The 22,732-nt window shown below is 62.9% G+C and carries 19 protein-coding genes and 1 tRNA gene; 11 read left to right on the forward strand and 9 right to left on the reverse strand.

The window, feature by feature from the left end; all coding sequences use genetic code 11:
• Positions 1-2: 2 nt before the first annotated feature.
• Positions 3-620 carry a hypothetical protein gene (locus H2LOC_RS01370; RefSeq protein WP_136494757.1) on the reverse strand — a complete coding sequence of 206 codons (618 nt, stop codon included), beginning with the start codon at positions 618-620 and terminating at the stop codon, positions 3-5.
• Between the two features lie 86 nt (positions 621-706).
• Here H2LOC_RS01370 and H2LOC_RS01375 point away from each other — a divergent pair, with 86 nt between their 5' ends.
• From H2LOC_RS01375 to H2LOC_RS01390, 4 genes are all read left to right on the forward strand, one after another.
• Positions 707-994, forward strand: a complete 288-nt coding sequence (locus tag H2LOC_RS01375) for an AbrB/MazE/SpoVT family DNA-binding domain-containing protein (protein ID WP_136494758.1) — start codon at positions 707-709, stop codon at positions 992-994.
• Positions 972-1,048: transfer RNA gene (locus tag H2LOC_RS01380), tRNA-Ile, on the forward strand. The genes H2LOC_RS01375 and H2LOC_RS01380 overlap by 23 nt, the downstream gene beginning before the upstream one ends.
• 453 nt (positions 1,049-1,501) lie before the next feature.
• Entirely contained in the window at positions 1,502-2,248 is a 747-nt protein-coding gene (locus H2LOC_RS01385) for a proteasome-type protease (protein WP_136494759.1), read from the forward strand.
• Positions 2,245-3,204 carry an L-threonylcarbamoyladenylate synthase gene (locus tag H2LOC_RS01390; RefSeq protein WP_136494760.1) on the forward strand — a complete coding sequence of 320 codons (960 nt, stop codon included), beginning with the start codon at positions 2,245-2,247 and terminating at the stop codon, positions 3,202-3,204. The genes H2LOC_RS01385 and H2LOC_RS01390 overlap by 4 nt, the downstream gene beginning before the upstream one ends.
• A gap of 154 nt (positions 3,205-3,358) precedes the next feature.
• Here the strand turns inward: H2LOC_RS01390 and H2LOC_RS21450 are convergent, their stop codons facing one another.
• Positions 3,359-3,709, reverse strand: a complete 351-nt coding sequence (locus H2LOC_RS21450) for a hypothetical protein (protein ID WP_136494761.1) — start codon at positions 3,707-3,709, stop codon at positions 3,359-3,361.
• 241 nt (positions 3,710-3,950) lie between these two features.
• Positions 3,951-4,994, reverse strand: coding sequence for an Ntn hydrolase family protein (locus H2LOC_RS01400; RefSeq protein WP_136494762.1), 1,044 nt, complete (start codon positions 4,992-4,994; stop codon positions 3,951-3,953).
• A 221-nt stretch (positions 4,995-5,215) separates the two neighbouring features.
• On the opposite strand from H2LOC_RS01400, the gene H2LOC_RS01405 reads away from it, so the two are divergent.
• Positions 5,216-6,022 carry a hypothetical protein gene (locus H2LOC_RS01405; RefSeq protein WP_136494763.1) on the forward strand — a complete coding sequence of 269 codons (807 nt, stop codon included), beginning with the start codon at positions 5,216-5,218 and terminating at the stop codon, positions 6,020-6,022.
• A gap of 48 nt (positions 6,023-6,070) precedes the next feature.
• Positions 6,071-6,661: a malonic semialdehyde reductase gene (locus tag H2LOC_RS01410; protein ID WP_136494764.1), complete on the forward strand. Its 591-nt coding sequence runs from the start codon at positions 6,071-6,073 to the stop codon at positions 6,659-6,661.
• 16 nt (positions 6,662-6,677) lie between these two features.
• Here H2LOC_RS01410 and H2LOC_RS01415 read toward each other — a convergent pair whose 3' ends face one another.
• The 5 genes from H2LOC_RS01415 to recA form a co-directional block, all read right to left on the reverse strand.
• On the reverse strand, positions 6,678-7,013 hold the full coding sequence (locus H2LOC_RS01415; protein ID WP_136494765.1) for a c-type cytochrome: 336 nt from the start codon (positions 7,011-7,013) through the stop codon (positions 6,678-6,680).
• Between the two features lie 220 nt (positions 7,014-7,233).
• Positions 7,234-7,722 (reverse strand): universal stress protein, encoded by a 489-nt coding sequence (locus H2LOC_RS01420; protein ID WP_343040051.1) that lies wholly within the window; start codon positions 7,720-7,722, stop codon positions 7,234-7,236.
• Positions 7,719-8,978, reverse strand: coding sequence for a cyclic nucleotide-gated ion channel (locus tag H2LOC_RS01425; RefSeq protein WP_246206936.1), 1,260 nt, complete (start codon positions 8,976-8,978; stop codon positions 7,719-7,721). The genes H2LOC_RS01420 and H2LOC_RS01425 overlap by 4 nt, the downstream gene beginning before the upstream one ends.
• Before the next feature lie 2 nt (positions 8,979-8,980).
• Positions 8,981-11,653, reverse strand: coding sequence for an alanine--tRNA ligase (gene alaS / locus H2LOC_RS01430; RefSeq protein WP_136494766.1), 2,673 nt, complete (start codon positions 11,651-11,653; stop codon positions 8,981-8,983).
• Between the two features lie 168 nt (positions 11,654-11,821).
• Positions 11,822-12,898, reverse strand: coding sequence for a recombinase RecA (gene recA / locus H2LOC_RS01435; protein ID WP_136494767.1), 1,077 nt, complete (start codon positions 12,896-12,898; stop codon positions 11,822-11,824).
• Positions 12,899-13,202: 304 nt separating this feature from the next.
• Here recA and H2LOC_RS01440 point away from each other — a divergent pair, with 304 nt between their 5' ends.
• Positions 13,203-13,742 carry a heme NO-binding domain-containing protein gene (locus tag H2LOC_RS01440; RefSeq protein ID WP_136494768.1) on the forward strand — a complete coding sequence of 180 codons (540 nt, stop codon included), beginning with the start codon at positions 13,203-13,205 and terminating at the stop codon, positions 13,740-13,742.
• Positions 13,736-15,286, forward strand: coding sequence for a putative bifunctional diguanylate cyclase/phosphodiesterase (locus tag H2LOC_RS01445; RefSeq protein WP_136494769.1), 1,551 nt, complete (start codon positions 13,736-13,738; stop codon positions 15,284-15,286). The genes H2LOC_RS01440 and H2LOC_RS01445 overlap by 7 nt, the downstream gene beginning before the upstream one ends.
• Positions 15,287-15,355: 69 nt before the next feature.
• On the opposite strand, the gene H2LOC_RS01450 is transcribed toward H2LOC_RS01445, so the two are convergent.
• Positions 15,356-18,886 (reverse strand): EAL domain-containing protein, encoded by a 3,531-nt coding sequence (locus tag H2LOC_RS01450; protein WP_162009678.1) that lies wholly within the window; start codon positions 18,884-18,886, stop codon positions 15,356-15,358.
• Between the two features lie 206 nt (positions 18,887-19,092).
• On the opposite strand from H2LOC_RS01450, the gene H2LOC_RS01455 reads away from it, so the two are divergent.
• From H2LOC_RS01455 to H2LOC_RS01465, 3 genes are all read left to right on the forward strand, one after another.
• Entirely contained in the window at positions 19,093-20,331 is a 1,239-nt protein-coding gene (locus H2LOC_RS01455) for a cytochrome-c peroxidase (RefSeq protein ID WP_154331538.1), read from the forward strand.
• Positions 20,332-20,420: 89 nt separating this feature from the next.
• Positions 20,421-20,783, forward strand: a complete 363-nt coding sequence (locus H2LOC_RS01460) for an MmcQ/YjbR family DNA-binding protein (RefSeq protein ID WP_136494772.1) — start codon at positions 20,421-20,423, stop codon at positions 20,781-20,783.
• 352 nt (positions 20,784-21,135) lie between these two features.
• On the forward strand, positions 21,136-22,728 hold the full coding sequence (locus tag H2LOC_RS01465) for a N,N-dimethylformamidase beta subunit family domain-containing protein (protein WP_202620511.1): 1,593 nt from the start codon (positions 21,136-21,138) through the stop codon (positions 22,726-22,728).
• Positions 22,729-22,732 lie beyond the last annotated feature (4 nt).

Below are 22,732 nucleotides of genomic sequence, written 5' to 3' on the forward strand. Positions count from 1 at the left end.
TCTTAGAAGATAGCGCGCTTCAAGGCGGTTGAGGCCCCGTTTTTTCCCGAGCCTGGCCTTGCATTCAGTATTCCTGTCACATGGATGTTCCTGAGGATTTTCGTCTTCCTATTGTTGATGAGATCGGGGTTTTTAACGAGGCACGTCGCTATCAGCCAGTCTTCGAGGAAGTTGATCGTGCGTAAGGACTTGCCGTTCTCGGGCCGTTTCCGGAGCCTTCCCGTCGACGTCACCATCGGAAGCAGGAATATGACGGGGTTGCCTTTCTTGTGGGGGACCCCATTGTATTTTGTGATGTTTGCAGGATTCAAGGCCTCCGCCACAAGGGGCCTCGCGCAAGCTTGCTGCCCTGCATAAAAGGGCGTGAATCCTTTGCCGGCTCGGACGGCGAAGACATAACACCCGCAGGCGTCCGAAAGCCCTTCCCAAGCGGTTTCCACCTCGTTCCGAAGGTCGGAGCAGGACTGTTTGTCGATCAGCTTTTTGGGGCCGTGCCTTGTGATGACGAAGGGGCCGACAACGTCGAAATTCAAAATCCTTCTCCCTTGAACAGCTCGGTAGGTCGGGTCGAATTCGAATCCTTTAAACGCAGATACGGTGACGTCAACTGCTGAGATCAAGGACATAACACTCCTCAAACCAGGTTGACGCCATGCCCGCTGCCCCCCCATACGTTTTGCCATCCGTACATCGACGGAGCCCTCCGATGCGCGTCGTCAAACGGGGCATCGGCCTCGCGGTTCGCCTGCCTGCGGCCCTGATCAAGGCGCTCGAGTTGAAACAAGGCGAGGAGATCGAGATAAACATTGTCGGTCGCGGCGCTTTTGACATTGCGCGGGCGCCGGACCGCCGAGAGCTTCGACGAGGCTGGGCTGTCACGCACAAATGCGAACGATCCCGACATTGGACAGTTGCGGCGAACGCCTCTGCCGGTGTAGGAGAGCACTCTTCCCTGCCTGCTGAAGGCGGCTGGGCCGGTAGCTCAATTGGTTAGAGCCGACCGCTCATAACGGTCTGGTTGGGGGTTCGAGTCCCTCCCGGCCTACCAATAAATCAATGTGTTGCGTACATTTCCGCGGGCAAAGAGAAAATCCGCACAGAAACGCTCCGCCGCACTGCTTTTTGGGCATCGCCTGAGGCGAGTTAAAGCAGACTATTGCAGTCGGAAAAACTACCGGGCATTGGCCTCGCCCCGGTCGAATCGGAATCTGGCCGGCAACCCACTACGAAAAGCCCGCCTTGGCCGGGCCTGCCCCGGCCCTTTGCGCCAGGGCAAGGCGAACCAGATGCAGGCGAGGCGCGTTATTTCGTTTATACGCAAGAGTTTGCGCAGATGGATGGCGCGGGCGCCGGCAAAGAGGTGGGGCGAGACGCTGAAGTCAGTTGCTCGGAAAACAAGATTCAGAACGCCTGAGTGGATCGGACGCCGCTTGTCCAAAGCGCCGCAAGCCCTGTAAACGGAGGTTTCGCCGGCGCGAGCGCGGCGGGGTGGGGGCTGACCATGACTTATTGCTGCGGCATTCTGGTGCGCGAGGGGCTGGTGATGATCGCAGACACCAGGACCAACGCGGGGCTCGACAATATCTCGACCTTCCGCAAGCTTCAGCTGTTCGAGCAGCCGGGCAGGCATGTGATGACGATCGCCGCTTCGGGCAATCTTTCCGTGACGCAAGGGGCGGTCAATCTGCTCATGGAGGGGCTGGAGAATCCCGAGACCGGCGAGACCGAAAGGCTCGCCGACGCCCAGTCGATGGTCGCCGCCGCGCATCTCGTCGGGCGCGCGGTCAGGCGATCGCTCGAACTCATGGGCGACGCCGTGAGGCAGCCGGGCGTGAGTTTCGACGTCTCCTTGCTGTTCGGCGGCCAGATCGGCGCGGCGCGGCCGCGTCTTTTCATGATCTATACCGCCGGCAATGCGATCGAATGCACGCCCGACACGCCCTATCTGCAGATCGGCGAGCATAAATACGGCAAGCCCATTCTGGACCGCGCCATCACATACGACACCGAAATCTACGACGCGCTCAAGATCGGGCTGATTTCGATGGATTCCACGATCCGCTCCAATCTCTCGGTCGGCCTGCCGATAGATATCGCGCTGATGCGCAGCGGCGCGCTGAAGACGGAGGTCGCCGCCAGGATAGACGCGAACGACGCCTATTTCCGGGATTTGCGGGAGCGATGGTCCGCGGCCTTGCGCGAAGCCCATATGGCGATACCTCCGCCGCCCTACCGGAATCCGCAATGACCGAAACCCGCTGCGCGAGCGAACAAGGCGCGATAGAGCAGGCCGCCCGCATCCTGCGCGAAGGAGGGCTGGTCGCTTTCCCGACCGAGACCGTCTACGGCCTCGGCGCAGCCGCCGCTTCGCCGCTCGCGACGGCCAAAATCTACGCCGCCAAGGGACGCCCGTCCTTCAATCCGCTGATAGCCCATGTCGCGGATCTCGATGCGGCGCGCCGGGAAGCCGATCTGCCCGAGCCGGCCATGCTGCTCGCCGAGAAATTCTGGCCGGGACCGCTGACGCTCGTCGCGCCGGTCGCGCCTCGGGCAAGCGTGTGCGAACTCGCGAGATCCGGATTGGCGAGCGTCGCCCTGCGCATTCCGAGCCATCCTTGCGCGCTTGCGCTGCTGCGCGCTTTCGGCGGGCCGGTCGTCGCGCCTTCCGCCAATATTTCCGGACATGTGAGCCCGGTGACGGCGGCGCATGTCGAAGCGGACCTCTCGGGGCGGGTCGATCTCATCCTCGACGGCGGACGCTGCAGCGCCGGCCTCGAATCGACGATCGTCTCCTTCGTCGGCGAGGAGCCGGTGATTCTGCGGCCAGGCGCCATCGCGCGGGAGGCGATCGAGGCGGCGATGGGCAGGCCGTTACGCGTCGCGGGCGGGGACGAGCCCATAGTCTCGCCCGGCATGACCGCCTCCCACTACGCCCCGCGGGCGAGGCTGAGGCTGGACGCAACGTCGCTCGAGCCCGGCGAGGCGGGAATCGATTTTTGCGGCGCGCTGCGCCGCGCCGGCGCGGAAGGGGTGATATTGGATCTTTCGCCGAGCGGCGATCTCACCGAGGCCGCCGCCAATCTTTATGTTTTCCTGCGCGAGCTGGACGCGCGGCAGATCCCACGCGCCGCGGTCGCGCCGGTTCCCTCCCGCGGCCTCGGCGAGGCGATCCGCGACCGGCTCAGGCGCGCGGCCGCGAGATAGGCTCACTAGAGTCTCTTCATGTTTCCCGGAACATGAAGAGACTCTAAGTTCTTGTTTTGACGCGTTCCCACGCCGAACCGGCATCCACTTCGGCTGGAAGCGCTCTGGCGCGATTTCTCGTCGCAAAATTCTCTCAACTTTTGCGGAAAGCGCTCTAAAACGGGTTGGCGCAGGTGTTCACCCATTCCAGCTTCTGGCCCGAGGGCGTATCCGCCCAGATCTGCTGGTAGCAAACGTCCGGATAGGACTCCACGGGGTAGCCCGGCACGATATAGGCGCCGCCGCCATATCCCCCATAGCCATAGCCTCCCCAGCCGCGGACGCCGTGGCCGACGAATCCGCCGTGGAAGCCGTTGCCATGGAATCCGCCTCCGTTGAAGCCGCCTCCATGGAAGCCGCCGCCGTGGAAGGCGCCGCCGCGCGCTTGCGCCATGTCGGCGCTCGCGAGAAACAGACTTGCCGCCGCTGCGAGCAAGGGAAAGAGGGGTGTTGCTTTGTTCGTCATGGCGTCGACCTCTTTGCGATCCAGGATCGCCGGCCAGGCGCCAATCCCTCGGCCGCTGGAAGCGGAACGCGGACTGCGCAATGGTCGACTGAGGTCTACGTCGGGCGCTTTTTCCAGGTTTCAAGCGCCGCAGCGATTTGCCGCTGGCGCGCGCTCTTCGCCAGATTTTACGCGCGCCTCTTCGCGAAGCGCGGCGATCCAGTGATCCCGGATCGCCACGCAGCGCCGTTCGGCCCTAATATCATGCGGCCAGGGGGGCGACCGACGCTTCGTGCAATGTGAAATCCGCAGTCGCGGGTTTCGGCAGGCTGTTCCATGAGGCCGCTTCATAACCGCGCGCGGAAAGCGCGCCGGTCCCGGCTGCGGACATCTCGACCACGAGCCGAGTGGTCGGATTCAGCACGGGGGGAACGGCCCAGCGGAAGGCGGCGCCGCCCGGCGTGAAGCCGTTCATCATGGCTTTGCGCGCTTCATTGTTCTCGAAGCCCATGCGGCCGTTCCAGCCGGGCCTCGGCGACTGCCAGTCATTGGCGACCGTGACGGGCCCCCGCAGCACCAGGGCTTCGCGCTCGGTGCGCTCGACGACGGCCAGCTCGCCCGGAGCGGCGCCGGTCAGAGTGAACAGCGCCGGCCGCGCCAGCGGTTCGCGGCTGAGCAGCTCGATGGCGTCCTCGAAAGTCGCGCATGTCTCGAAAGCCCGCCGCAACAGATGATCCGGCGGCCAGCCGTCTTCACGCATGAGGGCGTTGGCGATGTTGACCGCGGCGTCGTAGGGGAGCCCGACCGGTCCCTGGATGCGACGACGCATGGGGGCCTGGTTGATGACCGCGCAGAAGCGTCCAGGCGCCATCGCAGTGAGAACGCCCACCGCGCCCGGCCATGTCACATTGTAGAACTCGCCCGCCGATCCTGCCTGCCAGGCGACTTCCACGCCGCGACCGAGGCCTGCGAATGGCCAGTCGAGGGATCGCCGCAATACAGGGGTCCCGTCCGGCCCGGCCGCCGCCGAGGTCGTGCAAGCGAACAGATAGGACATATTGAGCGTCAGCGCGCCGGGAAAGCCGAGAATCTCGGATATGCGCTCGAGGTCCTCGACATAGGTCGAAACCGAGCTGCGCAACCATTTCGCCGCGATGCGATCGATCGAAGCAAGGCAGAAGTGCCTACTCCAGCGCGGCACCGGCGCGAGACAGGCTTCGCGCAAGCTCGCCGCCGCATGGATGCGCGCACGGGTATGAGCGATGGGCCCGCCGGAGCGCACGTCGAGCAAAGGGATGAGGTTCATGCCGATCTCCGGTTGGAAATTCGTCGTAGAACCGAAATATTTTTCACATGTATCTGTCATAATCAGCAAAAAAATTTGTCACAAACGCCGCGGGCCGGAGCGGGGGCGCTGAAGTGGCCTTCCCTATGACGCGCGCCGGCCCGGTTCGGATGCGCGATGGGCGCCGTCTCCGGCTTCGGCCGCGCTTGTGCGGTCCACGGGGCAGGGGTTAGACTGCCGCAATGGAACTGCGAAGGCTCATACGGATCCTCGCGTCGGCGCTTTCGCTTGCTTGCGCGAGCGCGCCATGGGCTGCGCCGCGCGCCCAGCCGGCGGACGCTGCGGGGTCTGGAGACGGCTCCGGTCCCGGCCAGTTCATCGAGATTCCCGGAGTCGGCCGGATTCAGATGCCTCCGGGCGTGTTTCAACCTCGGGGTCTCGATCAGTTCGGCGACGAGGAAGAAGCGGAGCCCTGGATGAGGCCGCCGCAGGGAAAAACGCCGAAAGCTCTGTCCAAGCCGGCGGCGCCACAGAAGCCCGCTGTGCGCAAGACGCCCGAACAGGCGCGCGCCGAAGCGCTGAACGCTCTGCTGGCGCGGCTGAAAGACGCTTCCGACGAGGCCGAGGCGCAGGCCGTCGCTGCGCGCATCGCCACGCTTTTCGCCGTTACGCCGTCCGACACCATCGCCTTGCTGAGTTCGCGCGCCGCCGCGGCCGAGATGGTCAACGCCCAGCCTGTCGCCGAGGCGCTGCTCGACCACATCGTTCTTCTCGATCCGTCTTGGTCCGAGGGCTTCGTGAGGCGCTCCCGCAGCAGAGCGGCGCGCGGCGATACGGACGGCGCGGTCGCCGATCTCCAGACCGCCATCCGGCTGGAGCCGAGGCGCTTCGATGCGCTGGCCGCGATCGGCGGGCTGAAAGAGGAGGCGGGCGACAAGAAGGGGGCCCTCGACGCCTATCGCCGGGCCCTTGCGCTGGACCCCAGGCAGGAAACATGGCGCAAGGCCGAAGAGCGTCTGCGTTTCGAGGTGGAGGGCCGCGACATTTGAGGATCGGGCTCCGCCATATTGCGAAAAAGAGGAAGAAAGGTCTTTCCGATGAAACCGCGCCTGCCTTCGGAGGCTTTCGCCCAATTATTTCTTGAAGCGAGAACCCATAACGGATGGCGCGACGAACCGGCGCCCGACGCCCTGCTCGAGGAGGCGGTCGAAATAGCGAAATGGGGGCCCACCAGCGCCAATTGTTCGCCGCTGCGGATCGTCTTCGTGCGATCGGGGGAGGCGAAGGCCCGCCTCGCCCCTGCGCTCGCGCCGGGAAACCTCGACAAGACCATGGCCGCGCCGGCGACCGCGATCCTCGGATACGACATCGAATTTTATGAAAAACTGCCGCGCCTCTTTCCGGCCGCCGATGCGCGTTCGTGGTTCGCGGGCAATCCCGATTTGATCGAGGAAACCGCTTTCCGCAACGGGACCCTGCAGGCCGCTTATCTCATTCTCGCCCTGCGCGCGCTCGGTCTGGATACGGGTCCGATGAGCGGTTTCGACAAGGCGGTCGTCGACCGCGAGTTTTTTCCCGACGGCAAGACCAAATCCAACTTCCTCGTGAATATAGGCTATGGCGACCCCGCCAGGCTGCATCCGCGCGGACCCAGGCTGAGCTTCGAGGAAATGGCCCGGATCATATGACGCAGGGGACCGGAGTCTATTTCTTCTGCACCGACGCCAGATAGGCGAGCAGCGCCTTGATGTCCTCCGACGAAAAAACAAAGGGCGGCATATCCTGGCCTTCGTGGCCGACGACTATCCCTTCGCCCAGCGCTTCCTCCAGATCGGCCAGAGGGTATTTCCTGCCAAGCGTCCTGAAGGGCGGGGATTTGGGGTTTGGGCTTTTGCCCCGCGGCCCCACGGCGTGGCAGCGGCTACAAAAACTATCCGCTATCACCCGCCCCTTTTGGCCGAGGGACTCCGCCTGCGCTAAGGGAGCCAGAAGCGCCGACAGGACGAAGACCGGAACAGCCTTGCGCATGACCCGTTTCATCCCGCTGAGCCGCTCCTTTAAAGCGCGATCGGCCTAAACGCAGTCGAACGCGCTACAAATCTCATTGACGGAGCAGTTTCTTTTCCAGAAACCGCTTCGCACTTTTTGGGAACATGCTCCAAGAGCGTTTCCAGCCGAAGTGGATGCCGGTTCGGCGCAGGAAACGCGTTAAAACAAAAGCCAAGGGTGTTTTCATGTTTCCAGGAAACATGAAAAGACTCTAGTCGCGCGCGACCAGAACCGAACATTTGGCGTGGCGCACGATGGTTTTGGCGTTTGATCCCAACAGATAGGTCGACATGCTCGGGCGATGCGACCCGATGACGATCAGGTCCGCGCCCCAGGCTTCGGCTTCGGCCAGAACCTCGGCGTAGACCGATCCGAGGCGTATGGCGGTCGAAACCTTCTCCTTGGGATAGTCGAGCCCGGCTGCGAGTTCTTTCAGCGCGCTTTCGGAGTTTTCCCTCAACTGGGCTTCGAAATCGTCCGGCACATAATCCATGAAGGTGAGCGGGGTAGGGAACTGGACGGTTACGAGCCGAATCTCGGCATCGCCGATCTTCGCCAGTTCGACCGCCGCAGCCTCGCCTTTTTCCGACATGGCGGGTTCGCTCAGATCGACCGGGATGAGAATCTTCTTGTACAATTCAGTCTCCCTTGGATAGGCCGGCTTCTCGAACAGGATGGCGCTGAAGCCATCGCCGTTCAATATTCCTCTTCTAGCGGCGAATCGTCACGCGATATTATCTCGGCTTCGATGATGTCGCCCTGTCGCGCCGCCCTGGTGAAATCCACCCGGTTCGCCGCCACTTCCTCGATCCGTTTTCCGATCTCGGGGTTGTGGCGCATGAGGCGGCGCAGGTCGAAGGCGTCCAGAATCAGGAGCTTCGTCGGGCAGAGCGCTCGCACGTTGGCGCTGCGCCGCGTTCTGCGCAACAACGCGATTTCGCCGAAAAACTGCCCTTCGCCGAGCACCACCTGGTTTTGCGGCAGTTCGATTTCCACCTGGCCGGCGGCGATGAAATACATCGAATGGGCTTCTTCCCCGCGGCGCGTGATGGGGGTGCCGGCGGGAACGGATTGAGCCCGCAGACATCGCATGATTTCCGCCACCGACGAAGCGTCGAGGGACCGAAACAGGGGAACGCTCGCGACCATGCTCCAGGTGACGACGAATTCGCGCCTATGGATTTCCTCGGCGAAGGCCGTCGCCACGATGCCCACCGGCAGGCCCAGCATCACGAACCCCGTCACCATGGTCAGCGCCGCGATGATTCTCCCGGCTCCGGTGATAGGAGTCACGTCTCCATATCCGACCGTGGCGATGGTCTGGACCGCCCACCACATGGAGGCGGGAATGGAGCCGAAGGCCACCGGCTGCGCGTTATGCTCCGCGACATGCATCGCGGTGGCGGCGAAGAGAACGACTCCGAACAGCAGGGTCGCCGACGAGAACAGCGCCCGCCTTTCGGCTTCGATCACGGCGATCAGAGATCTTATTCCCGGCGAATAGCGGGCGAGCTTGAAAAAGCGCAGCAGCCGCAAAAGCAGAAACATGCGCAGGTCGGAGCCCATAAAGCCCAGAAAGAAGGAGAGATAGGCCGGCAATATCGCAAACAGGTCGATGATGGCGGTTCCCGAGCAAATGAACGCCAGCCGCGCGCGCGTCGGGGTCATTCTCGCGTAGGGCGTGTGCTCCGGCGCCGTCCAGATGCGCAACAGATATTCCAGCGTGAACGCGCTGACCGCAAATATTTCGATCGCCCTGAAGGCGAGGCCGTAGCGCTGGGCGATGTCCTTCATCGATTCCAATATGACCGCGCCGACCGAAAGGGCGACTAGGGCGATCAGCGCGCGATGCAGAAGCCAGCCGGGGCCGTCGTCTGCGGCGCCGTCGAGCATAAGGTAAAGACGGCGCCGGAAGCTTTGCTGCGCATGGAGGGCGCCGACGAAGCCGTCTTCCACTGTCAGGCGCCCGCCTTTGCGCGCAAGGCGTCTTCCACCGCAGCCAGGGCCGCGTCGATGGCCGAGGCGTCGGGCCCTCCCGCCTGCGCGAGATCGGGTCGGCCGCCGCCTCCTTTGCCGCCCAGCTTCTCGCTCGCGGCGCGCACGAAATCGACGGCGTTGAATTTTTCGGTGAGATCCGCCGTCACGCCGACGACGATCCCGGCCTTGCCGTCGGCCGAGGCGTTCGCGATGGCGACGATTCCGGATCCGACGACCTTCTTCGCCTCGTCGACGAGGCCCTTGAGATCCTTGGCGTCGACGCCGCTCACCGAGCGCGAGAACAGCTTGACGCCCGCGACGTCCTGCACCGGCTGGGCAGCGGCTCCGACGCCGGCGCCCCCGCTCATGGCCAGTTTCTTCTTGGCCTCGCCGAGTTCGCGCTCGAGGCGCTTGCGTTCCTCCAACAGCGACGTCAGCCGCTCCGGAGCGTCCTCGACCGGCGCGCGCAACAGCGCGGCGAGCTCCCGCAAGGACCTGGACTGGGCCGAGAGTTCGAGCCGCGCCCCTTCGCCGGTGCGCGCTTCAAGGCGCCTCACGCCGGAGGAGACGGGGCTTTGCGAGACGACGCTGATGACGCCTATGTCTCCCGTGCGCGATACGTGGGTTCCGCCGCACAGCTCGACGGAAAAAGCGCGACCGGCCGCCGGGTCGCGCCGCCCCATGGAGACGACGCGCACTTCGTCGCCGTATTTTTCCCCGAACAGCGCCCGCGCGCCGGAGGCGATGGCCTCCTCCTGCTCCATCAGCCTCGTCTGGACCGCGCTGTTGTCCTGGACGATTTCGTTGGAAAGCCGCTCGACCTCGGCGAGTTCCTGGTCCGTGAGGGGTTTCGGATGGGTGAAATCGAAACGCAGCCGATCCGGCGCGACCAGAGAGCCTTTTTGCGCAACATGATCGCCCAGCACCAGGCGCAACGCCTCGTGAAGAATGTGGGTGGCGGAGTGATTGGCTCGCGTCGCGCGGCGCCTGCCGTGGTCGACGTCGAGCTCGAGGGTCATGCCGACCGAGATTTCTCCCTCTTCGACCACGCCCTCGTGAACGATGAGGTCGCCGAGCTTCTTTTGCGTGGAATCCACGCGGAAGCGCACGCCCTTGCCGCGAAGCTCCCCGACGTCGCCCATCTGACCGCCGGATTCGCCGTAAAAGGGAGTCTGGTTGACCAGGACGAGGCCGCGCTCGCCGGTTTTCAGGAAGTCGATCTGGGCGCCGTTATGCGCCAGGGCGGTGACGACGCCCTCGCTTTTCTCGGTGTCATAGCCGAGGAATTCGGTGGCGCCGACCCGGTCCTTGATCGCGAACCAGACTGCTTCGGTGGCGGTCTCGCCGCTGCCCGCCCAGGCTTTGCGGGCTTCAGCCCTCTGGCGCTCCATCGCGGCGGCGAACCCGTCCTTGTCGATGGCGATGCCGCGCGGGCGCAGGGCGTCCTCGGTCAGATCGAGCGGGAAGCCGTAAGTGTCGTAAAGCTTGAAAGCGGTCTCGCCGGAGAGCTGGGCGCCGGCCGTGAGCGCGGCAGTTTCCTCGTCCAGTATGGACAGGCCACGGGCGAGCGTGGTGCGGAAACGGGTTTCCTCGGTCTGAAGCGTATCGCGAATCAGGTTCTCGGCCCGCTGCAGCTCCGGGAAGGCGAGTCCCATCTGGGCGACGAGGGTGGGAACGAGACGCCACATCAGAGGCTCGGCGGCGCCGAGCAGCTGCGCATGGCGCATCGCGCGCCGCATGATGCGGCGCAGCACATAGCCGCGCCCCTCGTTCGACGGCGTCACGCCGTCGGCCACAAGGAAGGCCGAAGCGCGCAAATGGTCCGCGATGACCCGGTGGCTCGCCGCCTGCGGACCTCTGGCGTCGACGCTGGTGAGTTCGGCGACGGCGCCGATCAGGGCGCGGAAGAGGTCGGTGTCGTAATTGGAGGTCTCGCCCTGAAGCAGCGCGGCGATCCGCTCCAGGCCCATGCCGGTGTCGATCGACGGGCGCGGCAGGGGAACCCGCTCGCCGGGGGCGACCTGCTCATATTGCATGAAGACCAGGTTCCAGAACTCGAGATAACGGTCTCCGTCCTGGTCCGCGCTGCCCGGGGGGCCGCCGGCGAGCTTTTCGCCCTGGTCGAAGAAAATCTCCGAACAGGGGCCGCAGGGGCCAAGCTCGCCCATGCTCCAGAAATTATCCGAGCTGTCGATCCGGATGATGCGGTCGTCGGAAAATCCCGCGATCTTTTTCCACAGCCCGTAGGCCTCGTCGTCGTCGTGGTAGACGGTGACGAGCAGCCGATCCGTCGGCATGTCGAATTCGCGGGTGATGAGGTTCCAGGCGAGCTCGATCGCGCCTTCCTTGAAATAGTCGCCGAAGGAGAAATTCCCCAGCATTTCAAAGAAGGTATGATGCCGCGCGGTATAGCCCACGTTGTCGAGGTCATTGTGCTTGCCGCCCGCCCGCACGCATTTTTGGGAGCTGGTCGCGCGCGGATGGCGCCGCTTCTCGACGCCGGTGAAGGCGTTCTTGAACTGCACCATGCCGGCGTTGGTGAACATCAGCGTGGGGTCGTTGTGCGGCACCAGCGAGGAAGAGGGCGCTTTTTCGTGGTCGTGGCGCGCAAAATAATCGAGAAACGTGCTGCGGATCTGATTGACGCCGGTCATGGTCCTGCTGGCTCGCTATGGCTCGTCGCGCCTTCGCGCGACGCCGCGCTGATCTTGGCGGCTGGAATAGGTTTCGTGCGATATGCCAGTTAGGGGCCGCTTGGGCAATGAAAAACGCCCGGCGGGAGCGAGATGGGTCAAGGAACCCCGCCGGGCGGCCGTAGAATTTTAGTCTTCCCCGCCCTCGGCGTCCTCGCCCCCGGCTTCCAGGATGCGCTCGGCGATGAGGCCCGAGTTCTCCCGGATCGCCTGCTCTATCCGGGCGGCCGCCTCGGGATTGGCTCTAAGGAAGCTCTTGGCGTTTTCGCGGCCCTGGCCGAGTCTTTGACTGTCGAAAGAGAACCAGGCTCCCGATTTTTCCACGACGCCCGCCTTGACCCCGAGATCGATCAGTTCGCCCACTTTGGAGACGCCTTCCCCGTACATGATGTCGAATTCGACCTGCTTGAAAGGCGGCGCTACTTTGTTCTTGACCACCTTTACCCGGGTCTGGTTGCCGGTGACCTCGTCGCGATCCTTGATCGCGCCGACGCGGCGGATGTCGAGACGCACCGAGGCGTAGAATTTCAGGGCGTTGCCGCCGGTGGTGGTTTCGGGGGAGCCGTACATCACGCCGATCTTCATGCGGATCTGGTTGATGAAGATGACGAGAGTATTGGAGCGGGAGATCGAGGCGGTGAGCTTGCGCAGGGCCTGGCTCATCAGTCTCGCCTGGAGGCCGGGCTGAACGTCGCCCATTTCCCCCTCGATTTCGGCGCGGGGCGTCAGCGCGGCGACCGAATCGACCACGAGAACGTCGACCGCGCCGGAGCGCACCAGAGTATCGGTGATTTCGAGCGCCTGTTCGCCGGTGTCGGGCTGGGAGATCAAAAGGTCGTCGAGCTGGACCCCGAGCTTGCGGGCGTAGACCGGGTCGAGCGCATGTTCGGCGTCGACGAAGGCGCAAACACCGCCGGCCTTCTGCGCCTCGGCGATGACATGGAGGGTCAGCGTGGTCTTGCCGGAGGATTCGGGCCCGTAAATCTCCACGACGCGGCCGCGCGGCAGGCCGCCGACGCCCAAGGCGATGTCGAGGCCGAGCGAGCCGGTCGAGACGGTTTCGATCTCCACGGCTTTCTGGTTCTTGCCGAGCCGCATGATCGAACCTTTGCCGAAGGCGCGTTCGATCTGAGACAGAGCGGCGTCAAGAGCCTTGGTCTTGTCCACGGATGATCCTTCCACGAGGCGGAGATTGGCTTGGCTCACAGCGAAATTCCTTCTGGCACGGGTTGGCCGGTGGGCGCAACGCCGGACCGGCAAAACTCGATTTGAAAACTGCGTCCCGCATCATTGTGCATGTTTTGTTCTGCAAGCCAAGTTCTTTTTTTGTTCGCGCGGGGATTTGTCCTTCGCTGCTTTGGGCGCCCCGGCCATCCTCTCCTGCGGCGTTGTGTCCGTTTTCGTCCGGCTTTGAAAGAACTGAGCATTACTGAAACGTCTGGATAACAATTTCCCGATTAAGTGGCTGTTTCTAACGGGTCGACGGAGACGTCACAGGTCGGGGAGAGGGATGAAAGGGATCGTCTTCACGGAGTTCCTGGAGTTTGTGGGCTCCTCGCGGGGCGAGGACTTCGTGGACGACATGATCGCCGAGGCCGGGCTCGCCGAGAGCGCCTATACGTCTGTGGGCACATACGATTTTAACGAACTGTCGAGACTGCTCGGCGCCTATTGCTCCCTGACCGGCGAATCCTCCTCACGAGCGTTGAATGGACTGGGGCGTCATTTGTGCGGCGTCTTTCAGAAGAAGTTTCCCGAAGTGTTCGGGAGTTGCGGCGGTCTGCTGGATTTTCTGCGCAGCGTCGACGGCCATATCCATGTCGAGGTGAGGAAGCTCTACGCCGACGCGGAGCTGCCGCGTTTCGAGGAAATCGAGAGCGGTCCCAAGCAGCTGGTCCTCGATTACATCAGCTGCCGCCCTCTCGCCGATCTCGCCATCGGCCTGATCGAAGGCGCGAGCGAGTATTATCGAGAGAAAGTCGCTATCGTCGTGCGGCCGGTCGTAGCGGACGCCGGCGTGAGGCAGCGTTTTGAAATCAGCGTGTGCTGAAAGTGCTGGCGGTCCCGAATCCAATCGACGAATCCGGCGTCGTGAAAGGCGCCGAGCCCGACGTCCACAGCCGCATGGAGAGATTGCGTGAGCGAGCCCAGCGCGAGCGCCGCGCCCGGCTGGCGGCCGAAGAAATTCTCGAGGCCAAATCCCGCGAACTGTTCCTGCTCAACCAGACGCTCGAACGCAGGGTCGCCGAGCGCACGCACGAACTTGAAATCGCCAAGGAGGAGGCGGTCGCTCTCGCCGAGAGAGACCAGCTGACCGGGCTGGCCAATCGGGCCAGTCTCCATTCGACGCTGAAAAAAATCAGCGCCGGCGAAACGGGCCCATTTGTTCTGCTCGGCATCGATCTCGACCACTTCAAGGAGGTCAACGACAGCCTCGGGCACGCGGCCGGCGATCATTTGCTGCGGGAAGTCGCGCGGCGCTTTCGTGGAACGCTGCCCAAGGGTTCATTCATAGCCCGAGTGGGAGGCGACGAATTCGCCGCGGTCTGTTTCGGCGCCGAAAACATTCGCGACCTCGACCTGATATGCGCTCGGATCGTATCCGCTCTGTCGCAGCCTTGCTTTTACCGCGGCTACGAGATGTGCGTCTCCGCGTCGATCGGAACGGCGCTCTATCCGGCCGACGCGCGCTCGATCGACGATCTGCTCCGCTACGCCGACCTCGCGCTTTACGAAACGAAGAAGAGCGGGCGCAACGGCGCAACGCGATTCTCGCCCATCATGAGCCTGCGCCTGGAAGAGACCCGCAGCCTGTCGGTGGATCTTCGGAATGCGCTCCTGAACGGAGAAGTCGAGCCCTGGTACCAGCCCAAGATCAATTTATCCACGGGCAGGCCGATCGGGGTCGAGGCGCTGGCGCGCTGGAATCATCCGGCGCGCGGCTTGGTGCCGCCGGCCGTCTTCGTTCCGATCGCCGAGGAGCATGCGCTGGTCGACGAGCTGGACCGTTACATGCTCCTGCGTGCGAGCGCGGAGGCCGCCAAATGGGTGGCGGCCGGCTTGATCGACCATCTGTCGGTCAACCTTTCGCCGCGGCATATCGAAAAGGGCGATTTCCTGGCGGATATCGACCTCGCGCTCGAAGAATCCGGCCTTCCTCCGGCCGCTCTCGAAATGGAAATCACGGAAAATCACTTCGTGAACGCGAATGCGGAGTCGCTGCCCAAGCTTGCGCGGCTCGCCGCGCGCGGCGTGACCATTTCTCTCGACGATTTCGGCGTCGGCTATTCAAATCTGTCCTATCTCCGCAAGATCCCGCTGAAGACGGTGAAGATCGACAGGAGCTTCACCGAGGATATCGAACATTGCGCGGATTCGCGCGCCATCATCGACGCGATCACCCGCCTTGCGAAAGCTTTCGGTCTGAACACGGTCGCGGAAGGCATCGAGACGGCGCGGCAGCTCGAGATCATTCGCAATCTCAACTGCGACGAGGGACAGGGATTTCTGTTCGCGAGACCAATGCCGGCGGACGCCTGCGAAGCGTATTTGCTGTCGCGGCGCAAGAACCCGCAACCCTGGCCGATGCTTTGACGCGCATTCGACCGGATATCCCGTCCGGTCGAGAAACCGCGCCATGAGCGCCTGAAACCGGTTCATCGGTCATACAGCCACTTTGAGCTCCAGCCTGCTTTCATGGCGTGGTCGGAACGACTCGAGGCTGAGCATTCTGGTCATCATTGCAGGGCTCAGCGGCCTTGAAAAATAATATCCCTGGAATTCCCGGCAGCCGCCTTTTTTGAGAATGTCCAGCTGTCTGGAGGTTTCGGTTCCCTCCGCGATGACTCTCATTCCAAGGCGTTGCGCGAGCGTGATGGTGGCGTCGACGACGGCGCGGCTGCGGGAAGAGGCGAGTATGTCCACGACGAATTGCTGTGCGATCTTGATCCGGTCCACCGGGAATTTCGAAAGATAATCCAGCGAAGAATAGCCCGTCCCGAAATCGTCGAGCGCTATCTTTGCGCCGAGCGCTCTGATGCTGTTGATGACGTTGTCTTCGGTCTTGGGTATGTCGATCAACACGCTTTCGGTCATCTCGATCTCGACCCGATCGGCCTGCACCCCCCTGGCGCGCAGGATCGAAGCGAGCCTCGCGGCGAAATCGATCTGCTTCTTCAATTGATGGGCGGAGACGTTGATCGCAATGGACGGGGGGGCGATTCCATGCTCGATCCACGCCGCCATCTGACGCGTGGCTTCGTTCAGAACCCAATCGCCGATCTCGATGATAAGTCCGCTGTCTTCGGCGACCGGAATGAAACGGCCGGGTCCGACGACCCCCTCGACCGGATGGAGCCACCGGACCAGGGCCTCCACGCCAGTTATCCTTTTGCCGTCGATTTCAAACTGCGGCTGGTAACAGAGGAAAAGCTGGTTTTTGTCCACCGCCTCGCGGAGCTGGTTGAGAAGGTCGACCCTGGAGCGAACCTCGCAATCCATTTGCCTGGTGAAGACGGCGAATGTTCCGCGACGACGTTCTTTGGCGCGGTAGAGCGCCACATCGGCGTGCGACAGGAGCAATTCGGCGGAGGGCGACTCGGGGCCAAAAATCGCGATGCCGACGGTGCCGGACGAGAGAAGCCTGATTTCTCCGATCGCATAGGGTTCGGCCAGCGCGGCAGTCAGCTTTCCCGCCAGACCCTCGGCCTCTTTTCCGTCTCTGACATCCAGCTGAATGACGACGAACTCGTCGCCGCCGATGCGGCAGACGATGTCGTCTCTTCTCACGCAGGAGGAAAGACGCTTCCCGACCGTGGCCAAGAAGCGGTCGCCCAGAATGTGCCCGAGCGTGTCGTTGATGTCCTTGAAGTTGTCCAGATCGATCAGGTGAAGCGCAAAAGTGCTGTCTGCGCAATCGCGATAGCGCGAGATCAGGCCTCCCAGCGACTCCAGCAGGCTGTTCCGGTTGGGAAGTCCCGTGAGAGTATCGAAATGCGCCAGCAGCTCGATCTCCCGGACGGCCGCCTCGTGCGCCGCCTGCTCGGCGAGGGAGTCGAGCGCAAAGCTGACGCTCTCCGATATCTTCAACAGGAGCGCCCGGATTTCGTCGTCGAAATAGTCGGGCGTGTCGAAGTAAATGATCAGGACGCCGGCTACGCGGCCTTTTTCAAAGAGCGGCAGGCCGGCGCTGCTCCGCCACCCATATTTCTTTCCGCGCTCCCGCCATGGCGCGGTTTGAGGGTCCTTCGCGAAATCCTGGCACCATACCGCCACTCCCTCTCGAAAGGCGGTGCCGGTGGGGCCCTGGCCGTGTACATCCGAAGGGTCGGTGGATATGGTGATGTCCTCGGCGTAGCTGACGCCTTGCCCGGAAGCCTGGATCATCTTCACCAATGGCGATGAATCCTCACGTACGCCCACGCAGACGAGCTTCGCTACGCCCTGATTGCACATGACGTCGCAGACGCGCGTGAAGATTTCCTGCTTCGTCTTCGCATGGACGACAGCTTCCTGGCATCCGCTCAACGCCGCGTAAAGCTTGCTGAGACGCTTGATTCTTTCTTCTTCGGCCCTCGCTTCGGTGACGTCGAAGAATGTCGCCATGAAGGATGTCCTGCTGTCGTCGAGGAAATTTGTCGCTATGACGACGGTGCGGTTCCGCCCGTCGCTGCAGCGGATCCGGGTCTCAAGCGGCTCCATCGCGGTTTTTTCCTCGCGCGCCCTGGATATGTGAGCGATCCATTTGCGTTCGGCGTAATCTCTGTCGAACTCCTGCGGATAGGCTTTGCTGAACCAGAGCGCGAGAGTGGGTATGTCTTCGAGCCGGTAGCCGTATGCCCTCGTAAATCCGGGGTTGACGTAAGCTACGGTGTCGTCGGAGTCGCAGATCGAAATGGGCGTTGGCGATTGATCCGCGAGCAACCGAAAGCGTCTTTCGCTATCCTCGAGAGCCTGTTTCCGCCGCCGCAGCAATTCGGCTTTCTCTCTGAGTTCCCTGGTTCTTTCCTCGACCTTCTTCTCCAGCGACCTGTTCAGGCTTTCGACGCGACGTTCGTTCTCCAGGAACGCGGCTTCGGCCTCCTTGTATCTGGTGATGTCGAACACGACGCCGAGAGCCCGTCGGGCTCGTCCGCCTTCGTCCAGAAATACTTCGCCTCTGCTTCTCACCCATCTTATCGAGCCGTCGTCCTCGCGGATGATGCGAAATTCGGCTTCATCGACCCCGCCCCGCGCCAATGCGGTCCGCATAATGGCGTCGACGCTTTTGACGTCTTCAGGGTGAATGCGCGCGAGGAAGCTGGCGTAATCCTGGGCGCCGTTTTCGGGGATGCCGTAGATGCGATAGTAATGGTCGGAGACGAAGGTTCTGTCTTCGTGGATATGCCAGTCCCAGGTGGCGATATTCGCCGCCGACTGGGCTAGACGCAGGCATTCGACACGCTCCCACAGCGCCTCTTCGGTTTTCTTGCGGTCGTCGATATCGATGTTGACGCCGACCCATTTCTCGATTTCGCCGTCTTGATCGAGGATCGCCGTGGCGCGGGCGTTCGTCCAGCGGTACCCTTGATCGGCGTGACGAATCCTGGCTTCGACGTCGACGTCGGCGCGAGAGGCCATCGCCTCCCGCCAGGTTTGCTGAACGCGGGCGCGATCATCCGGATGGACGGCGTCGAGCCAGCCGTGGCCGAGCATTTCTTCGAGCGTCTGGCCGGTGTAGGCCCGCCAGCTCGGGCTGTCCGACACGGTTTGTCCGTGTCTGTCGGCTTCCCAGATCGCCTGGGAATATTTTTCCAGAAGGCCGTGAAAGCGTTCCTCGCTCTCCGCCAGCGCTTTCCTGGTCGGTTCCTCCTGCGCGGTTTCTTCCGCGAAGACGACGACTCCGCCCAGGTCGCCGTCTGACCTGCGCCATGGACAGACTTTTGCGCGCAGGCCCGGGAGTTCGCCCGGCCGGGGCTCGAGACGGAACTCCAGCGCCGCGGCTTCGTCGTCGCGAAGGCCGCGTTCGAGATCGCCTCTAAATTTTTCGCCGAGATCGGGACGGCTTTCAAAGAGTCCGCCGCCGAGCGCGTCGCTTCCGAGCCTCGGTTCGCGCCGCCAGGCCGGGCTGGCGGCGAGACACCGCAGGTCGCGGTCGAAAACCGCAACCGCCGCGGGTGTCAGTTCGAAAAAGGATTTTAAATCGGGAATTTCCATAGGACACTGTTTTCCTAGGACGAATTTTGCGCGAGAAGCCTCTGCCCGGCAGTTTAATTTTTCGTGTCCGCCGGCGTTTCGATCACTTGCGTCGCGACAATTCACCGCGCCCTCTCTGGAAGTCCTCCAAAATACCGAAATTGACGCGATTACGTTGGATTCCTTATAGCTTGAGGCGGTTTTGCGCATCAGCGGCAGGTGCATCGATGGCGTCGATTCGGTTCAGGACTAGCATCGCGCGCGGGCTTGGCGGGGCAGTGGCGCTGGTCGTGGGTTTCTCCGCGGCGGCTGTTGCGGAACAGTCCGCGCCAGCGTTATCGCCCATCGAGCAGCTCGGCTCGCGGCTGTTCTCGGACGTCTCCCTTTCCGAACCCAAAGGCGTTTCCTGCGCCTCCTGTCATGATCCGGCGCGCGCCTTTTCCGGCGTGAACGGATCTTCTGTGCCTGCTGTCGCGCGCGGGGCGCCCGCAGGGGCTTTCGGCTCGCGCAAGCCGCCGTCGGTTTCCTATGCGTCTTTTGCGCCGCCGTTCTCCTTCGTCGACAAAAAGGACGAAGAGACCGGCAAGGTCGAGAAGACGCCGGTGGGCGGCCAATTCCGCGACGGGCGCGCCAGCGATCTCATTGAGCAGGCCGGCGGACCGTTGCTCAATCCCGTCGAGATGAACAATCCCTCGAGAGAGGCGGTCGTCGCCAAGGTCAAGGGCGGCGCCTATGCCGACCTTGCACGAACGGCCTTCGGCAAGGATGTCTTCGACAATCCAGGCCAGGCCTTCGATAAGCTCATGCAGGCGATTGCGGCCTTCGAGCGCACGGAGGCCTTCCATCCCTTTGCGTCGCGTTTCGACGCCGTGCTGCGGGGCGAAGCGAAGTTCACGCCTCTTGAAGCCAGGGGCTTCGCGCTGTTCAAGGACCCGCACAAGGGCAATTGTCTCGCCTGCCATGCGGGCGACGTGAAATCGCATGATCCGAAAGACTGGCTGTTTACGGATTTCACCTACGACACGCTCGGCGCGCCGCGTAACGGGGCCATTCCCGCCAACGCCGCTCAAGGCAGTTTCGATCTCGGCCTGTGCGCGCGGCCGGGGCTCGCCGCTTCGGCGCCGAAGGGTTTCGAGACTGAGGGCGTCTGCGGCGCGTTCAAGGTCCCGACGCTGCGCAATGTGGCTGTGACCGCGCCCTACATGCACAATGGTTCTCTCGCCACCCTGCGCGATGCGGTCGCTTTCTACGCCACCCGCGACACGAACCCGGAACGCTGGTATCCAAAAGGAGCCGACGGCAAGGTCAGTAAATTCGATGATCTGCCTTCGACGTTTCACGCCAACGTCAATGTGAAAGAGGTTCCCTACGATCGCAAGCCGGGCCAGAAGCCGCGGCTTTCCGACGACGAGATCGACGCCATCGTCGCTTTCCTGGAGACTTTGACGGACAAGCGCGGGAATTAGCCCGTCTTGTTCCTTAATGGCGCGCTGGGGCGGCGGAACGCCATCCAAGGCGTGATGCGTGATCGGTCCCGGCGCCGGGAGTGACGAGCATGACTTACGACGAGTACAACGCCTTCTGCGGCGCGCTGCCGGCGACGAGCCATGTCGTCCAATGGGGCGGATCGGATGTCTGGAAGGTCGGCGGGAAGGTGTTCGCGATCGGCGGCTGGGACGAGGGCGAGCCGCGCTTCACCTTCAAGGTCAGCGACATCGCCTACGAGATGCTGAAGGAGCAGCCCGGCCTGCGTCCAGCGCCTTATCTCGCCTCGCGCGGGTTGAAATGGATCCAGCATTTCGCGGCGCCGGGCCTCTCGGACGAAGCCTTGCGCGACTATATCCGCGAGTCCCATTCGATCGTCTCGCGAGGCCTCCCGCGCAAGAAGCGGGCCGAGCTCGGACTGGATATTGCGTAGGCCGCAGCGGGTTTCGGCGCAGCCATGATGGTGAAAAAGCAAGGTTCGCCTGTTTGGGTTCAGCGCCCGGACGGCATGTGCTCCGATTGACTCCTCCATTGATATTTATGACTGTAGTTGCGGTTTTATAGGAGATTCTGCTTTGTCTGCCTCTTTCCCGGGACGGTTTGGTCGGTTCTTCTCCAGTCTTTCGCGGCGCCGTCTTCTCTTCCTCGCAGGATCCACCGCGCTCGGCGCCTCAACAGCTTTCGGACAGACGAAACCCGCGACGAAAGCGCCAAAGCAAGACGTTCCTCCCAAAGAGACAAAGCCCGTAATATCGCTCGAGGAAACCGAGAGCGCGTGGGTCGACGTGGCGGGAGCCGATCAGCGGGAGTTTCCGCTCAACGACCCCAACATCACGGAGATCGCCGGCTACACCGAGCAGCTGAGCTACGAGCCGGGCAACACGGTCCGTCTATTCGTGCACACGACGGCGCCGACCTATGACATAGAAATCATTCGCGACGGGCTGAAGCCCCGCACGATATGGTCCCGCTCCGGACTCAAGGGCCTTCGCCAGAACACTCCCGAAAACGCATATGCCGTCGGCTGCGGCTGGCGTGATCCTGTGGCTATCCAGGTCGATCCCGGCTGGCAATCGGGATTTTATCTGATCCTCCTGCGTGCGACGGGCGCCGATGGCCGGTCGGTCGAGCGCGAGGCCGGCTTCGTCCTGCGCCCCAAATCCGGCCAGCGCAAAAACCGCATCGTGCTGATCCTCACGACCGTGACGGCGACCGCCTATAATGATTGGGGCGGGGCCAATTCCTACCGCAGCGTCGTCGACGGCAAATCGACCGAAACTCTCTCGCCGCGGCTGTCGCTTCAGCGGCCGTGGGCTCGCGGATTTATGCGCCTTCCGATCAACGCGCCCCGTCACTCCGACACGCCGGATCTGCCGACCGACGCCTCGCCCTATTATCCCTTCGTCGATTGGGCGCTGGCGCATGGCTATTCACGTCATTACGGCGACGGCGGCTGGGCCTATTACGAGCGCCCATTTGCTTGTTGGGCGGAGCAGAACGGCTACCAGCTCGATTACGTCACCCAGCACGACCTGCAACTGCGTCCCGATTGCGTCAGTGGCTACGCCTGCGCCGTGATCGTCGGCCACGACGAATACTGGTCGTGGGAGATGCGCGACGCCATCGAGAATTTCACGCGCAAGGGCGGTAACGTCATGCGGCTCGGCGGCAATTTCATCTGGCAGGTTCGGCTCGAGGACGACGGTCGGACGCAGGTCTGCTACAAGACGCTTCCGGATCCCATTTCGGCGACGTCGCCCAGCCGAACCACGGTTGCGTGGGACTTCAAGATCGTCAATCGGCCGGGCGCGGCGACCTTCGGCCTGACCGGCTTCGGCGGAATTTACGTGCGGCTGGGAGCGACGACGCCTCGCGCGCCTGGAGGCTATACCGTCTACCGGCCAAACCACTGGGTTTTCGACGGCACAGACCTCTATTACGGCGATATGTTCGGGGCCGAGCCTTCGCGCATCCTCGCCTTCGAGGTCGACGGCGTGGATTACACCTTCCGCAACGGATTGCCCTATCCGACCTATAAGGACGGCGCCCCGCAAAGCCTGGAGATATTGGCTATGGCCCCCGCCGTTCGCGGCGAGCCCATGCCGCCGCGGCATGGGAATCTTCGCATGAATCCCATGACCGACATTCCCACGAAGAACGCGTGGCCGATTTTCTACGACATCCCCGAGGAGTGTCTCGAATATGGCGCGGCGATGATGAGCGTCATGACCTCCGGCTCCGGACAGGTTTTCAACTCTGGATGCTGCAATTGGGTCACCGGCTTGCTGCGTGAGGACAAGATGGTGATGACGATCACGAAAAACGTGCTCGACCGCTTTACCCGCGTCGCGGGCGGATCAAAGCCCAGGGCAGGATGAGCGT

It is taken from the genome of Methylocystis heyeri, from assembly GCF_004802635.2.
In the GTDB taxonomy this organism is placed as follows: Bacteria; Pseudomonadota; Alphaproteobacteria; order Rhizobiales; family Beijerinckiaceae; genus Methylocystis; species Methylocystis heyeri.

Coding starts and splice junctions, on each gene's coding strand:
- H2LOC_RS01405 (WP_136494763.1), top strand. CDS start 5,216: ATGGAACTGCGAAGGCTCATACGGATCCTCGCGTCGGCGCTTTCGCTT.
- H2LOC_RS01375 (WP_136494758.1), top strand. CDS start 707: ATGCGCGTCGTCAAACGGGGCATCGGCCTCGCGGTTCGCCTGCCTGCG.
- H2LOC_RS01455 (WP_154331538.1), top strand. CDS start 19,093: ATGGCGTCGATTCGGTTCAGGACTAGCATCGCGCGCGGGCTTGGCGGG.
- H2LOC_RS01415 (WP_136494765.1), bottom strand. CDS start 7,013: ATGAAACGGGTCATGCGCAAGGCTGTTCCGGTCTTCGTCCTGTCGGCG.
- alaS (WP_136494766.1), bottom strand. CDS start 11,653: ATGACCGGCGTCAATCAGATCCGCAGCACGTTTCTCGATTATTTTGCG.
- H2LOC_RS01460 (WP_136494772.1), top strand. CDS start 20,421: ATGACTTACGACGAGTACAACGCCTTCTGCGGCGCGCTGCCGGCGACG.
- H2LOC_RS01450 (WP_162009678.1), bottom strand. CDS start 18,886: ATGGAAATTCCCGATTTAAAATCCTTTTTCGAACTGACACCCGCGGCG.
- H2LOC_RS01410 (WP_136494764.1), top strand. CDS start 6,071: ATGAAACCGCGCCTGCCTTCGGAGGCTTTCGCCCAATTATTTCTTGAA.
- H2LOC_RS21450 (WP_136494761.1), bottom strand. CDS start 3,709: ATGACGAACAAAGCAACACCCCTCTTTCCCTTGCTCGCAGCGGCGGCA.
- H2LOC_RS01390 (WP_136494760.1), top strand. CDS start 2,245: ATGACCGAAACCCGCTGCGCGAGCGAACAAGGCGCGATAGAGCAGGCC.
- H2LOC_RS01440 (WP_136494768.1), top strand. CDS start 13,203: ATGAAAGGGATCGTCTTCACGGAGTTCCTGGAGTTTGTGGGCTCCTCG.
- H2LOC_RS01400 (WP_136494762.1), bottom strand. CDS start 4,994: ATGAACCTCATCCCTTTGCTCGACGTGCGCTCCGGCGGGCCCATCGCT.
- H2LOC_RS01385 (WP_136494759.1), top strand. CDS start 1,502: ATGACTTATTGCTGCGGCATTCTGGTGCGCGAGGGGCTGGTGATGATC.